The 14,519-nt window shown below is 48.6% G+C and carries 17 protein-coding genes; all 17 read left to right on the forward strand.

Features of this window, described 5'->3' with window-relative positions; all coding sequences use genetic code 11:
* The first annotated feature begins 16 nt into the window (after positions 1-16).
* The 17 genes from E7L17_RS10840 (at position 17) to E7L17_RS10920 (ending at position 14,510) form a co-directional block, all read left to right on the forward strand.
* A complete protein-coding gene (locus E7L17_RS10840; protein ID WP_316323263.1) occupies positions 17-751 on the forward strand; it encodes a site-specific DNA-methyltransferase in 735 nt (244 codons plus the stop codon).
* A gap of 154 nt (positions 752-905) precedes the next feature.
* On the forward strand, positions 906-1,835 hold the full coding sequence (locus E7L17_RS10845) for a terminase small subunit (RefSeq protein WP_316323264.1): 930 nt from the start codon (positions 906-908) through the stop codon (positions 1,833-1,835).
* A complete protein-coding gene (locus tag E7L17_RS10850; RefSeq protein WP_316323265.1) occupies positions 1,819-3,159 on the forward strand; it encodes a PBSX family phage terminase large subunit in 1,341 nt (446 codons plus the stop codon). The genes E7L17_RS10845 and E7L17_RS10850 overlap by 17 nt, the downstream gene beginning before the upstream one ends.
* 4 nt (positions 3,160-3,163) lie before the next feature.
* Entirely contained in the window at positions 3,164-4,558 is a 1,395-nt protein-coding gene (locus E7L17_RS10855; RefSeq protein WP_316323266.1) for a capsid protein, read from the forward strand.
* Entirely contained in the window at positions 4,558-6,045 is a 1,488-nt protein-coding gene (locus E7L17_RS10860; protein WP_316323267.1) for a phage minor capsid protein, read from the forward strand. Before E7L17_RS10855 ends, E7L17_RS10860 begins: the two co-directional genes overlap by 1 nt.
* Positions 6,042-6,266, forward strand: a complete 225-nt coding sequence (locus E7L17_RS10865) for a hypothetical protein (RefSeq protein ID WP_316323268.1) — start codon at positions 6,042-6,044, stop codon at positions 6,264-6,266. Before E7L17_RS10860 ends, E7L17_RS10865 begins: the two co-directional genes overlap by 4 nt.
* Before the next feature lie 172 nt (positions 6,267-6,438).
* On the forward strand, positions 6,439-6,966 hold the full coding sequence (locus tag E7L17_RS10870; protein ID WP_316323269.1) for a phage scaffolding protein: 528 nt from the start codon (positions 6,439-6,441) through the stop codon (positions 6,964-6,966).
* A gap of 3 nt (positions 6,967-6,969) precedes the next feature.
* On the forward strand, positions 6,970-8,151 hold the full coding sequence (locus tag E7L17_RS10875; RefSeq protein ID WP_316323270.1) for a phage major capsid protein: 1,182 nt from the start codon (positions 6,970-6,972) through the stop codon (positions 8,149-8,151).
* A gap of 9 nt (positions 8,152-8,160) precedes the next feature.
* Complete coding sequence (locus tag E7L17_RS10880; RefSeq protein ID WP_316323271.1) at positions 8,161-8,547, forward strand: hypothetical protein; 387 nt, start codon at positions 8,161-8,163, stop codon at positions 8,545-8,547.
* Positions 8,544-8,939 carry a hypothetical protein gene (locus E7L17_RS10885; protein ID WP_316323272.1) on the forward strand — a complete coding sequence of 132 codons (396 nt, stop codon included), beginning with the start codon at positions 8,544-8,546 and terminating at the stop codon, positions 8,937-8,939. Before E7L17_RS10880 ends, E7L17_RS10885 begins: the two co-directional genes overlap by 4 nt.
* Positions 8,936-9,334, forward strand: coding sequence for a hypothetical protein (locus E7L17_RS10890; protein WP_316323273.1), 399 nt, complete (start codon positions 8,936-8,938; stop codon positions 9,332-9,334). The genes E7L17_RS10885 and E7L17_RS10890 overlap by 4 nt, the downstream gene beginning before the upstream one ends.
* Positions 9,331-9,759 carry a chloramphenicol resistance protein gene (locus E7L17_RS10895; protein WP_316323274.1) on the forward strand — a complete coding sequence of 143 codons (429 nt, stop codon included), beginning with the start codon at positions 9,331-9,333 and terminating at the stop codon, positions 9,757-9,759. Before E7L17_RS10890 ends, E7L17_RS10895 begins: the two co-directional genes overlap by 4 nt.
* Before the next feature lie 5 nt (positions 9,760-9,764).
* On the forward strand, positions 9,765-10,265 hold the full coding sequence (locus E7L17_RS10900) for a phage tail tube protein (protein WP_085832859.1): 501 nt from the start codon (positions 9,765-9,767) through the stop codon (positions 10,263-10,265).
* Positions 10,265-10,705: a hypothetical protein gene (locus tag E7L17_RS10905; protein WP_316323275.1), complete on the forward strand. Its 441-nt coding sequence runs from the start codon at positions 10,265-10,267 to the stop codon at positions 10,703-10,705. Before E7L17_RS10900 ends, E7L17_RS10905 begins: the two co-directional genes overlap by 1 nt.
* The gene (locus tag E7L17_RS10910) at positions 10,702-11,271 is read left to right on the forward strand and encodes a bacteriophage Gp15 family protein (protein ID WP_316323276.1); all 570 of its coding nucleotides are present in this window, start codon (positions 10,702-10,704) and stop codon (positions 11,269-11,271) included. Before E7L17_RS10905 ends, E7L17_RS10910 begins: the two co-directional genes overlap by 4 nt.
* A gap of 39 nt (positions 11,272-11,310) precedes the next feature.
* Positions 11,311-14,130, forward strand: coding sequence for a hypothetical protein (locus tag E7L17_RS10915; protein WP_316323277.1), 2,820 nt, complete (start codon positions 11,311-11,313; stop codon positions 14,128-14,130).
* Positions 14,130-14,510, forward strand: coding sequence for a hypothetical protein (locus E7L17_RS10920; protein WP_316323278.1), 381 nt, complete (start codon positions 14,130-14,132; stop codon positions 14,508-14,510). Before E7L17_RS10915 ends, E7L17_RS10920 begins: the two co-directional genes overlap by 1 nt.
* The last annotated feature ends 9 nt before the right edge of the window (positions 14,511-14,519 follow it).

Genomic DNA, 14,519 nt, shown 5'->3' on the forward strand with positions numbered 1-14,519 from the left:
CTATGAAAGGAGCCGTATGGACTACATCAATAAAATATTTAATATGGATTGCTTAGCCGGTATGAGCATGTATCCCGATAAAAGTATCGATATGATACTTTGTGATTTGCCTTATGGTATAACGGACTGCAGATGGGATAGCTTGCTTCCATTTGACCAGCTGTGGCAGCAGTACCTACGCATCATCAAGGACAATGGAGCTATTGTCTTAACAGCTTGCCAGCCATTTACCACAAGATTAATCAGTAGCCAACCGAAGCTATTCCGGTATTGCTGGTATTGGAGCAAAAACATGATAACTGGGTTTGCAAACGCTAAGAGGCAGCCGCTGCGGTGCGTGGAAGAAGTTTGTGTTTTCTACAAGCATTTACCCACATACAACCCGCAAGGAATCATTGTACTGGATAAGCCTATTATTCAGCGAGGGAAAAAGGCACCAGCACACGGAGATTTTGTTTATGCAGCAGACGGCAGCTTGTCTCGCGATACAGAAACCTGTGTTGTACATTATCCACGCCAGCTACTGGATGTAAAATGCGAGAGAGGTCTTCATCCAACGCAAAAGCCAGTTGCTTTATTTGAATACCTCATCCGAACATACACCAATCCGGGTGATCTGGTGCTAGATAACTGTATGGGCAGTGGTACAACGGCAGTTGCATGTATTAACTCTGGGCGCGATTATACCGGGTTTGAGTGGGATAAGCAGTATTACCGAAATGCGGTGGAAAGAGTTGAAAATCAAATCTAAGTTTAAGCGCCTTTCACGGGGCGTCTTTTTATACCCATTTTTTGGAGGTGCAGCATGAAGTGCATCAATTGCCCATGGAACGATTACCACAAGGCGGGTGTGCCGTACTGCATGCTGCCAAGGTGTTTATATGAGAAACGAGGTGAGGACAGGTGTGCCAAGAATAGAATTAATGGAACAAGCAAAGGCCCTTTACCAAGAGGGCAAAACCCCGTCTGAAATTGCCGAGCTTTTAGGCGTATCCCCGGGTACCGTACGCAGCTGGAAAAGCCGTGGGGGCTGGGGCGATAATGCTGCAACGCAACGCAACGTTGCAAAAGAGCGTTGCAACACAGCACTTGCTGATATTAAGACGGTTAAAGCTGTTGAAGATAACAACGAACTGACTGACGCACAAAAGGCATTTTGTCTGTATTATTCCAAAACTTTTAATGCTACGATGGCCTATAAAAAAGCGTATGGGTGCAGCTATGAGACTGCAAATGCAGAAGGGCCACGCGCCCTAGTAAAACACAGTATCCGCGCCGAAATCACCCGGCTTAAAGAAATCCGCTCCGCTGCCCTGCTCGCCTCTGTTGAAGATGTGGTCGAAAAATACATGCACATCGCCTTTGCGGACATCACTGACTTTTTAGAATTCGGCCGCGCTTTGGTTCCGGTTATGGGGCCATTCGGGCCTATTCAGATTCCTGTGCCAGGCAGCGATGCAAAGATTGCCTTAACAAAAGAAATCAACGAGGTGCGTTTCAAGGAGTCGTTTGAGGTTGACGGCACTCTCCTGTCTGAAGTAAAGCAAGGCAAGGACGGTGCCAGTGTGAAGCTTGCCGACCGTATGAAGGCGCTTGAATGGCTTGGAAATTACTTTGAGGCGAATCCTTCTGACCGTCACCGTCGTGAATACGACCAACGCAGGCTAGAAATTGATCTACTGAAAGCGCAAGCCTCCATAAAGGAAACAGGCGAACAGACTATACCAGACGATGGGTTCAATACTGCAATGGATAGTCAAGCTGAAACAATATGGGTAGATGGTGATAACTCCGACCCGGATTGGAGAGCGCCCGACAATGTGGAAGAAGATTGACGAGGGTATCGCGAAACTGAAAAAGTCCTTGTCTGATAACGTTGCCAAACTACGGCAGCAGGTAAGCCAAGGATTTTTCCAATTTAAGCCGTTTTCTATAAAACAAAAAATGGTGCTTACTTGGTGGTGCCCTAGCAGCCCCGTAAAGGAATCAGAGGGTATCATAGCAGACGGGTCCATTCGTTCTGGTAAGACTGTCTGCATGTCCTTATCGTTTGTCATGTGGGCAATGAACAGCTTTGACGGTCAAAACTTTGCTATTGCCGGTAAGACAATAGGCAGCTTACGTCGAAACGTTATGTTTTGGCTTAAATTGATGCTTAAATCCCGAGGATATACAGTACAAGACCGACGTTCTGAAAATCTTATGGTTGTTCGCAGGGGCAATGTAATCAACTACTTTTACCAGTTTGGCGGTAAGGACGAAAGGTCACAGGACTTAATACAGGGCATTACTTTAGCTGGCGTCTTGTTCGATGAAGTCGCCTTGATGCCTGAATCGTTTGTTAACCAAGCGACGGCGCGCTGCTCTGTGACTGGCTCCAAGTTCTGGTTCAACTGTAACCCGCAAGGGCCGCAACATTGGTTTTACACTAACTGGATTAAAAAGTGCAGGACCCGCAAAATTTTATACCTGCATTTTACAATGGACGATAACCTTTCTTTGTCAGAAGAAATCAAAGAGCGCTATCGTAAGCAATATATCGGTGTGTTCTACGACCGATATATTCGTGGTCTCTGGGTAGTGGCAGAAGGCCGTGTTTACCCAATGTTTACCGATAGCCCCGACCGCTTCATTCTGCGCGGCACAACCGCTGGAATGGACGGTCAATTTTATGTCAGTATCGACTATGGTACGGTTAACCCAACCGCTATGCAGCTCTGGTGCATTCGTGGGAAAGAGGCTATTATGCTTCGCGAATCTTATTTTGATAGTCGCAAAGAGGGCCGACAGAAAACGGATGAGGAGCATTACAACGCGCTGGAAGAGTTAACGCGAGGCTACTACATTCGCCGGGTAATCGTTGACCCGTCCGCTGCATCATTCATTGAGACAATTCGCCGACACGGGAATTTCCGTGTATGGGAGGCTGGCAACGCTGTGCTGGACGGTATCCGCGTAACTGCTACCCTACTCAACGCAGGTATGCTGAAAGTCCACGAATCCTGCAAAGACACTATTCGCGAATTTGGTCTTTATCGGTGGGATGAGAAAAAGAACAGTGATACCGTACTGAAAGAAAATGACCACGCGATGGATGCTCTGCGCTATTTTTGTTATACCGTTCTAGCCCGTGAATTCAGATGGGCTGACTGGAGGTGAAAAATTGTTCGAAAAGCTATTAAAGTGGCTGCGCTCCATGCTATCGCAGGCGTTCGGTCAAAGTGACAATGCAGATATCGTAATCTCTGATAAAATGAGCACCGCGATTGCACTGTGGGCCCAAATGTACGAGGACGGCGGCCCATGGTGCGGAAAGGATATTCACAGTTTGCGTTTACCCGCAGCGATTGCCTCCGAGTTTGCCCGGCTGGTTACGCTGGAAATGCAGGTCTCCTTATCTGGGAGCGCCAGAGCAACCTTTTTGCAGCAGCAACTGTCACCGTTCCTCAATTCTATCCGGCAGCATACAGAATTGGCTTGCGCACTGGGCGGTGCGGTGTTCAAGCCTTATGTGACACAGCAAGGGCTTTGCGTTGATATGGTACAGGGAGATGCCTTCTTCCCTACCACATTTGATACAAGCAACCGTATGACTGGTGCTATCTTCGTGCAGCAGATCAAGCGTAAGGGTGTAATTTATACCCGTGCAGAGCATCACGAGTATAGCGCAGGCGTTCATATCATTACTAACAAAGCGTTTGCAAGTCGTAGTAGCTTCTCTTTGGGCTCCCCGGTTGAGCTTGCGAGTGTCCCCGAATGGGCGGATCTGGAACCGGAGGCCAACATATCCAATGTTGACCGGCCTTTATTTGCATATTTCCGTATTCCACAAGCCAATCGTCAGGACAGACATAGCCCTCTCGGTGTTTCAGTGTATGCAGAGGCTGCTTACCTAATCCGCGACGCCGATGAACAATATGGAAAGTATCTGTGGGAGTTTGACGGTGGCCAGATGGCTGTGGACGTGGCAGAGGACCTGTTGGAACACAAATTGGACGGTGAAATCACGGTTCCGAAGCTACAAAAGCGGCTCTATCGGCGCCGGAATGTGCCAAGCAAAGACCAAAACTTCTACCAGATATTTGCCCCGCAGCTCCGAGACGCAAGCTACCGCGCCGGACTTAACACCATTCTGCAGCGCATTGAATTTGCCTGCGGACTTGCTTACGGAACTTTGTCCGACCCACAAGATGTTGCCAAAACCGCCACGGAGATTACAGCCAGCCGGCAGCGCAGCTATTCTACGGTTCACGATTTGCAAAAAGCACTCCAGAGTGCCATAGATGATTTGCTGTATGCGATGGACAAGCTCACCACGCTGTACAATATCGCCCCGCAGGGGACGTACACGACAGCGTATGACTGGGATGACAGTGTGGTCAATGACCCAGCGCAGCGTAAGCAGATGTTTTGGCAGTATGTTGCGTCCGGCAAGTTCCCATTCTGGCGATACCTAGTCGAATTCGAGGGATATTCCGAGGAGGACGCAAAGGCTATCGCGGCAGAACAGCAAGCAAATCTCAGTAATCCGTTTGGATTCGGGGAGCGTGATGCCTAATGCTCCCACCTGATTACTTTGACTATGCTGCTGATGATTTACTTGAACTCTACTCAAAGCTGGATGAAACCATCACCCGTGACATTGTGCGCCGCTTGGTAAAGACTGGCGGCGTTTCTGCTACAGCTGACTGGCAGATTCAAAGGCTCCAAGAATCCGGCCTGCTGCTGGATGATATTATTCGCGCTGTCTCACAAATGACCGACGCCAGCGACCAGCAGGTACGAGTGCTGTTTGAAGATGCTGGGATTCAGGCCTTAGAAATTGACCGGGGAATCTATCAAGCCGCTGGGCTTTCTCCCCCGCCCTTGCGCCAGTCACTGGGAGCCATGCAGGTCTTACAAGCAGGAATACAAAAAACTGCCGGCCACCTAAAAAACCTCTCCATGACCACCGCTGTTGCAACCCAGCAATCATACATCAACGCCGTTACCCTTGCGGAAATGCAAGTGGAGAGCGGTGCTTTTGATTATGTAACCGCTATCCGAAACGCTGTACGCTCTGCAGCTGAATCTGGCGCAGAGGTGCTTTACCCTACTGGTCACCGCGATAAATTGGACGTAGCGATTCGTCGGGCAACGCTGACCGGAGTCACGCAGACGGCTGCACAAATCTCCGAACGCTACGCTGACGACATGGGATGCGATCTAGTGGAAACAACAGCACACCCCGGAGCTCGGCCGGAGCATCAAGCGTGGCAAGGCCAGGTTTTTAGCCGGTCAGGCAAGAACAAAGACTATCCTGATTTTGTTGAATCTACTGGCTACGGTTCAGGAGAGGGTCTCTGCGGATGGAACTGCCGACACAGCTTCTTTCCTTTTTTCGAGGGCATTTCATCGTCAGCTTATCCTCGTAAAACGCTGCAAGAATATGAAAGCCAGAGCGTCCAGTACAATGGCGAAACCATCAAGTATTACGATGCGACCCAGATGCAACGAGCCATGGAACGCCAAATTAGAGCCACCAAGCGTGAACTGGCTGGGTATGATGCCGGAATCAAAAGCTCCGATAGCGAGGAACTGAAAAATGCCTTGACTGAACGTTTTCAAGCTACATCGGTGAAGCTATCCCAGCATAAATCACAGATGGAAGATTTTCTCGACCAGACCGGTATGCTTCGGCAAGGTGAGCGCGAGCAGGTGCTTGGATTTAGTCGCAGTCAAGCACAAAAAGCGGTGTGGGCGAATAAAAGAATCGAATCTCTTTCCTTATCTTTGTCCTGTATCAAAACCTCGACAGGCGTTAGCGTTGGCACAGTATCTCCACATCTTAGCGCTCGTATGATATCAAGAGGTGTAGTCGAAAAAGATGTAAGCGACGCCTTGATAAGCCCGTTAAAAACAGGTAAAATAAGAGCAGATAAGAGTCAACAGTTTAAGGGCGAACGCGCCACGGTGGTTATCAATACCGAAACTGGGAAATTGATTACTGTGTGGCCTACCGGAACTAAAACTGCAAAGAAGCTGAAAGAAGGAGGTACGTCTTGAAAAATATAAGCAAGCTTTTCACCGATGAAGAGCTGAGAGAGCTGCAAGAAATCGGAATATTATTTGATTCTGACCACGATTATTCGGACAATGAATTAATTGAGATTCATGAGAAAATCGCTGATGAATTTCCCTATGAGTATGGTGATGACGGTCCTAAAGAATCCGGCCGAATATATGAATCTATCATTGATAAGTTTTATGACAACTTCAATATCTAAACCGCCTGTGCTATTGTGCCGGCGGTTTTCTTATACCTATTTCATAATCTTAGCGCCTGTGAATTTTCATGGGTGCTATTTTTATACCCAAATTGGCCTACCATGCCGGCCTATATCTGCATGGCGGCGGGTGACAGCGACCACCTAAAACGCTTAGCTGTATGGAGAAAGTATGAAAACAGAGGAATTGACCGCTCTCGGTCTTAGTGAGGAACAGGCTACAAAGGTGTTTGAAATGCACGGCAAAGAACTTACCAAACTGCAAAACAGCGTTAGCACTCTTACTACCGAACGAGACGGGCTTAAGACACAGCTTGGCGAAGCTAATGGAAAACTAGCCGGATATGATCCCGACTGGAAAACCAAAGCCGACGCCGCCCAGCAGACCGCACAGAAGCAACTCGATGCACTGAAATTTGATTATACACTAAATGATGCTTTGAAAGCCGCCAAGGTGCGTGACGCCGTATCGGTCAAAGCTCATCTTAAAACCGACGCAATGAGGCTGGATGGAGAGTCGATTCTCGGACTGAAAGAACAGCTTGAAACGCTCAAAACCGAAAAAGGGTTTCTTTTCGAGAGCGATGAAAAACCGCCTATATTTTCCGCTTCTACTCCCGGTGTAAAACCTGGCACAGACACAGGTAAGGACGCTGCTAACAGCGCTCTTAGAGAATTATTTGGACGAAAGGAAGATTAAACAATGCCTAATATTATTAGTAGAGAAAAAGCCGAGGCTCTTATTCGTGAGCAACTTGTAAACACCATATTTCAGGATGTACCAAAACAGTCAGCCGTCCTGTCTATGATGCGTAAGCTACCTAACATGACCAGCAAGCAAACCAAAATCCCAGTTTTGGATATGCTGCCTATGGCCTACTGGGTAAACGGGGATACAGGTACAAAGCAGACCAGCCAACAGGCTTGGGACAATGTATATTTAACTGCCGCCGAGTTGGCCGTTATCGTGCCGATTCCAGAAGCAGTACTGGATGACGCATCTTTTGATATCATTGGAGAAACCACTCCCAGAATCCACGAGGCCATGGGGTTAAGAGCAGACCAAGCTATTGCTTTTGGTATAAACCGCCCTGTTGAATGGCAGTCTGACATCATTACCCTAGCTCGTCAGGCAGGAAACAACGTTTCGGGCGGTATTACTTATGACAGTATTATGGGCACTGAAGGTCTGATTGCAAAGGTCGAAGATTCTGGTTACATGGTAAACGGCATTCTGGCTTCAATGAAAACCCGTGCCGCTCTACGCGGACTTAAAGACAATGACGGACGTCCTCTGTTTGTAACTGATATGAAAGGTTCTACACCATACGCGCTGGATGGCTCTCCGATGACGTTCCCTCAAAACGGCAGCTTCGACCAATCTGTAGCGCAGATGGTTGCCGGAGCATGGAATCAAGCAGTTTACTCCATTCGGCAGGACATTACCGTTAAAATCCTAGACCAAGGCGTAATTCAAGACCCAGTTACGAAAGAAATTGTTTATAACCTTGCTCAGCAGGATATGATTGCAATTCGTGTGGTGATGCGCCTTGGCTGGGCTCTGCCTAACCCTGCAACCCGCATGAACGATGGTCGTACTAACGTACCTTTTGCGTATATTGAGACTGCTACTCCTGCTACTGATTATGCTGTAACTTTCACTGTAGAGGATAACAAAGAGACTCCAGAAGCGGTAGTAGGCGCACGAATTGACGTAAATGGAGCACGTAAAACTACAAATGCTAACGGCGTAGCGGTATTTCACCTGCGCCCTGGTACTTATCCCGCGGTAATTAAAAAATCTGGGTTTGCGAGCCAAAGTGTAACAGTAACAGTCACCAATACAGCAGTATCGCAAGATATCACGCTACCCATCGTGCAGTAAGGAGCAGCTATGACATACGCAGACTTTGAGTATTACGGCAATGTATTTCACGGGTCTGCAATCGATGAGGACGCCTTCCCCGCCCTGGCTCGGAAGGCGTCCCTCTTTATCGATCAGCTGACCTATAACCGGTTAAATCAAGGCTGGCAGGTAACTGATGCAGTGAAGATGGCAGTGTGCGCGGTAGCGGAAAGTATCAAGACGCATGAGCAGACCCAGCAAAAAGCCATTTCAGCAGTGGGTATAAAAAGTGAAACCGTCGGAAACTGGAGCGTGGCTTATCAGGATCCCGGCGTCATCCGAGAAGCGCTCAATTCTGCAATGTCTGACACCGCGGCGAATTACCTAATTTTTACCGGTCTGATGGACCGGTCAGTTGGGGGGCGCTACCGATGATCTGGCCTCACACAGTGACGCTCTACAACTACACCAAGGCCGGGTACAATCGTACCGTCCTGCGCGGCGTCCTCTGGGAAGATACCAAGTCAAAGAACGTCAATAAGAGCGGCTCGGCTGCCGTGGATAGCGTGCAGGTATTCATTCCGCTTGATGTTGATTCCGGTGGCGTAGTATATAAGCTGCCCGCAGACTATCAGACAGCACCTGCCGGTTTATGGACGATGCAAGCCAAGGCCAAGGACTTTATTGTAAAAGGTGAATGTCCTTTTATTCCGGCCCCCGGCGGTTCGATTGCCGAACTGACACAGAATTACGATGCTTTGACCATCACAAGCGTGGCCACATTTGACTACGGCGGACTGAAACACTGGGAAGTGGGTGGGAAATGATGGATGGTCCTGAGATTAAGACCCCGCGCGGGGAAATCATTGTCACGAAAGCCGGTAAAGCAAGGCTTGTATGGAGTACAAGTTTTAAAAACAAATGGCCGGGGCAGTATTCTCGCGCTCAGCAGTACGTTGACAGTGAGGTACTGCGCCTCTCCACCCCACTTATCCCTATACGGTCTAGCATGCTGATTAAGTCTGGCCAGCTTGGTACTGTAGTCGGTAGTGGTCATGTTAGCTGGATTGCCCCTTATGCTCGAAATCGGTATTATAACACTGCGAACTCCCGGCCATATGATCCCCGGCGAGGAGCGTTCTGGTTCGAGCGTATGAGAGCGGTTCACAGCACGCAGATTATAAACGGCGCAAAAAGAATTGCAGGAGGTGGCGGCAAATGAGCATCATTGAATCTTTACAAAACTTCATTGCCACCTGCCCCGCTCTCAATGCTTTCGCAGGTTTGCACGTTGATGGGCTGGAGCCCAGCGCAGTCAACTACAGCATCGACACTCTGCCCGGCACCCGTATTCTATCGCAGGATTTAGCCGGGAATAAAACGCGTGAGTTTCCTTTCATGTTGCTTTCTCGCGAGGCGTCCATCGATGATATTACCCGAATCGCTAACACTGGATTTTATGAAGATTTTGCCGACTGGCTTGAGGACCAGTCGGACAATGATACTCTGCCGGACCTCGGAACAAAAAAGATAGCAGAATCCATTGAAGCGACCTCGTGGGGCTACCTTTACCAGCGCGACGAAAACGACCAGACCGCAATATACCAGATTATTTGTAAGATGACTTACACCCAAACGAAAGGATGATATACATGGCAGGAAAAATCAAAAGATCGCTATTTGCAATCTTCTTGAATACAACCCCAAAAGAAACTGCTACTTACGCTCTAATGGGCGAAGGCATTACCAGCCATAAAGTGGATTATAACCCTGAAACCTCCGATGAAACCTATGTAAGCCAAGATAGCGGCACTACCGATGTAGAAAGCTACAAACCCACCATTCCTACTCAACAGACCGCAATCTTAGGCGACCCGGTGTTTGACTATGTAAATGGCCTCCGTAAAAAGCGTGCGGTGCTTGATGCCGCTCGTACCGATATTGTTATGGTAGACCTGTATGAAACGCCCGTAGGCGGAAAGTATCCCGCAGAGAAAAACACTGTATCTATTCAGGTTGATGACTTTGGTGGCGATGGCGGTAAATCGGTCGAAATCAACTACACCGTGAACATGGTCGGGGACCCGGTTATTGGAACTTTTGACCCAACCACAAAAACCTTTACGGCTACCGTATCCGGAGGTGGAGAATAATGCAAAGTTTGCACATTAATACCGGAGAAATACGTTTGTGCATTAACGACGACACAAACCGGGTGATTACTTTTAATCCCACCGACATTTCCTTTGTCGAACGCTTCTATAACTTATTGGGAGAATTTGAGGAAAAAGAAAAAGAGTACCGGCAGAAAGCAGAGGCTTTGCAGGAGAACACCGAGGTGGGTGCGTTCGACATTCCGAAAAATCTCGGAAGCGCTCTCGGCCTGCTGCGTGAAACCTCTGCCTTTCTACGGGAAAAGATTGATAATGTATTTGGAGCCGGAACCAGTCAGGCTGCTTTTGGCGAGGCTAATACACTGGATATGTTCGAGCAGTTTTTCGAGGGAATTACGCCATTTGTGCAGAAAGCGCGGGAAAAGCAGGTTAGCAAGTATACCGCACCGCCTGCGTCCTACCGGAACGTGCTGAAATGAACGTCCTAATCGACGGCCTACCGACCGCTGTGGAAATCGGCGGGCAGGAATACGAACTAAACACTGATTACCGCACTTGTTTGCAAATTATGACGGCATTCGAAGACCCCGAATTAACCGGATTTGAAAAGCAAACCGTTATGTTACAGCTACTATACCCCATTGTTCCGCCGGATGCTCGTCGCGCCTCCGAGCTGGCCGTGAAGTTTCTGAATTGCGGGCAAGAATCCACTGGCAATGACTCCGGTGATGAAGACAGCACCCGGTATTACAGCTGGTCACAAGATGCGCGGTACATCATGGCAGCCATTGAACAAGCCTATCACATAGACCTATCCTCAGCAGATTTACACTGGTGGCGCTTTTCCTATATGTTTCTGGATTTGCCGGAAGAATGCTTTTTCAGTCGGCTGATTTACCTACGCAAGCAAAAAGCAAAAGGTAAACTCACCAAAGAAGAAAAAGAGTGGTACTACTCTATGCGGGAAGTTGTTGACCTGCCGGAGATTTACACCACGGAAGAACAGGCGACAATCAATAATTTTATGGCACAGCTCGGGCAGTGACGCTCGGGCTGTTTTATTTGTAAAGGTAGGTGATACGCTTTGGCAATGGGCTACGATGGCAGCATTAATATTAATACCAAAATAGACAGCGCTGGATTTAACCAAGGAATTAAGGGCATCAGCAACGGTCTGGACGGAATCACTGCTTCCTTAAAAAAACTTGCTGCGGCTGTCGGTATCGCCTTTGGTATTGCCTCAATTGTTAATTTTGGCAAGTCTTCGGTAAGTGCTGCCACTGAACTTTCTAATGCTTTATTGGGATTGCAAAGTATTCTTGAGGGGCAAGGACGCAGCTTTAAAGAGGCTCAAAAATTCATTCAGCAGTACACGGCCGACGGCCTAATTCCGGCCACGAACGCCATCACAGCGTACAAAAATCTGGCGTCCCGCGGTTACACCGACCCGCAGATTCAGGACACCTTACAGGCATTAAAGGATTCCGCTGCATTCGGACGGCAGGCCAGTTATTCCCTCGGCGATGCGGTTTCCACGGCGACGGAAGGTCTGAAAAACGAAAACTCAATCCTGGTCGATAATGCTGGCGTCACGAAAAACGTTGCTAAGATGTGGGAGGACTACGCCAAGAGTATCGGCGTAACTACCAACAACCTTACAAAACAGCAGAAAATCCAAGCGGAATATCTCGGTATCATGGAAGAAACCCGCTTTCAGGTGGGCGATGCCGCAAAACTTACCGGTAATTATTCCGGGCAAGTCCAACAGCTAGGCTTTAATTTTAATAACCTGAAGGTTGCGGTCGGCAAAGCCTTAATCCCGATAGCCAGCGCCGTGCTCCCCGGTCTGAACGCTATCATCTCAGCCCTTACCCGTGTGGCAAACCTTTTCGCACAGGTTACAACGGCACTGTTTGGTCGTCAGGCATCACAGCAGCAAGCGGTTGCCAATACGGCCACTAATATCGCCACATCCTCAAATGACGCAGCGAAGGCACAGAACAAGCTTGCCGACGCGACTAAAAAGGCTGGTAAGGCTGCGGATGGGGCGCTTGCGGGATTTGATGAATTAAATGTTCTGCAGCAGGACACAGCGTCCGGCAGTTCGGCGTCAGATGCCTCTACTCCGGACGTTCCCGGCGGTGCAGCGATAGACCCCATCGGTGTGCAGGAGATTGGCACAGGTGTTACTGTCAGTCCATCTGTGCAAGCTGCAGCGGATACCATCAAGGGGATTTTTGCAGACCTAAATACAGCACTTATCCCGACAAAGGTTGCCCTTACGGGGGTGTGGGGTGAATTTCAGCGGCTTGGCAGTTTTTCATGGGCAGCCCTGCAGGATTTTTACAACACATTCTTGGTACCGGTTGGACGCTGGACGCTTGGCACGGGATTGCCTGGTTTTATAAATGCTATGCGTGACGGCATGTCAAAAATCAACTGGGGCAATATCAATGCGTCTCTGCGTAACCTTTGGATAGCGCTGGCGCCGTTTGCAATAAATGTAGGCAAAGGGTTATTGTGGTTCTGGACTAACGTCCTCGTACCGCTGGGAACATGGACGGCAAACAACGTGGTTCCGCTGTTCTTGGAGGGTCTGGCGGCGGCAATTGATGTACTAAACAGCATTATTGATGCCTTAAAGCCCGGAGTGCTCTGGCTATTTGACAATTTTCTAAAAACTCTCGCCGAATGGACCGGCGGTGTTATCGTTGCAGTACTGACAGATATTAAAAACGCTTTGCTGGGCATATCAGATTGGATCAACAAAAATCAAGGACTCGTGCAAGACATGACTGTAACAGTTGGACTGTTTTTCGCAGCGTGGAAGGTGGCAGACCTATTAGCGTTTGTCACAAACGCTGGCGGCGTGGTCGGAATCCTCGGAAAGATGAAAGAAGGCTTGTGGGCAGTCACGGGTGCAAAAGCCGCGGACAAGGTAGAAACCATTTATCTTGCAGGATTATACGCAAAAGACTTTTTTGTCAGTCTTGTCAATACCACCGGCGCACTGGTAAAACAGGCTGCTGAGTGGGTCATTACAACTGCTGCAAAAGCGGCCGACACTATTGCGACATGGGCATCTCAAGCGGCCACTGTTGCCGCTACGGCAGCGACGTGGCTCTTTAACGCTGCACTGGCTGTGCTTACCTCACCCATCACGCTTGTCGTGGCTGCAATTGCAGCACTGATTGCTATTGTATACCTGCTCGTCACTCACTGGGACCAGGTCAAATCTGCTGGTGCTGCCGCATGGGACTGGATTAAAAACGCGTGGGCTGTTGCAAGCGTGTGGTTTAATACCAACGTCGTACAGCCCATCAGCAAGTTTTTTGCTGGCTTGTGGACAGGAATCTCCACTGCAGCAGGGAACGCTTGGAAGTCAATCTCCGGAGTATGGCAGAATGTTTCCAAGTGGTTTTCTGAACATGTAATTGATCCCATAGAAAAAGGCTTCAAGGGCTCCATTAACGCTATGATTGGAATGGTTGAGGGGTTTGTGAATAGCTTTATTGGCGGTGTCAATAAAATTATTGAGGCGTTGAATAGTATCCATATCGATGTCCCGAAAGAAATACCCAAAATCGGCGGCATTAAGTTTGGCTTTAATATTCCAACAGTCGGCAAAGTAGCTATCCCTCGTCTTGCTACTGGTGCGGTCATTCCTCCGCGCGCCGAGTTTGCGGCCATCCTTGGAGACCAGCGCAGTGGTACGAACATTGAAGCCCCAGCAGACTTGATTCGCAGCATTGTAGCAAGTGAAATTGACAAGCTCAATATTCAGCCACAAGTTAATGTTATTGCTTCAGGTGATGATACTGGATTCATTCGCTGGGTCAAGTTTGAAGTAGAACAGGAAAATCGCAGGACAGGACCTGCATTTGCAACAGGAGGCGGTCGCTAATGATTATAATCGACGAAGTAAAATTTGATATCCCTATCGTCAGCCTGAAGCGCACCGCCGAATTTTTAGATAAGTATGCAAAGCGTACAGAGGACGGTAACCTGCAGCGTAAGCTAATCGGTGTGTATTTAAATTATCAGCTCAAACTTGCTCGTAGCACCGCCGTTGGAAAAAAGGTATACCAAAAGCTGTGGGATAAGCTTACGGAGCCGGTAGAATTTCACACGGTGGTCGTGCCAGACGAATCAGGGAACTACACTTTCACGGCCTATTTCGCAAATGTTGGAGACGAAATGTTGACACAACAAGGCAGTGAAAATTATTGGAAGAATCTTACCGTGAACTTCACCGCCAAGGCGCCAGCACGGAAACCGTCATAAGGAAGTGAT

It is taken from the genome of Clostridium sp., assembly GCF_032576335.1.
In the GTDB taxonomy this organism is placed as follows: domain Bacteria; phylum Bacillota; class Clostridia; order Oscillospirales; family Acutalibacteraceae; genus Faecalispora.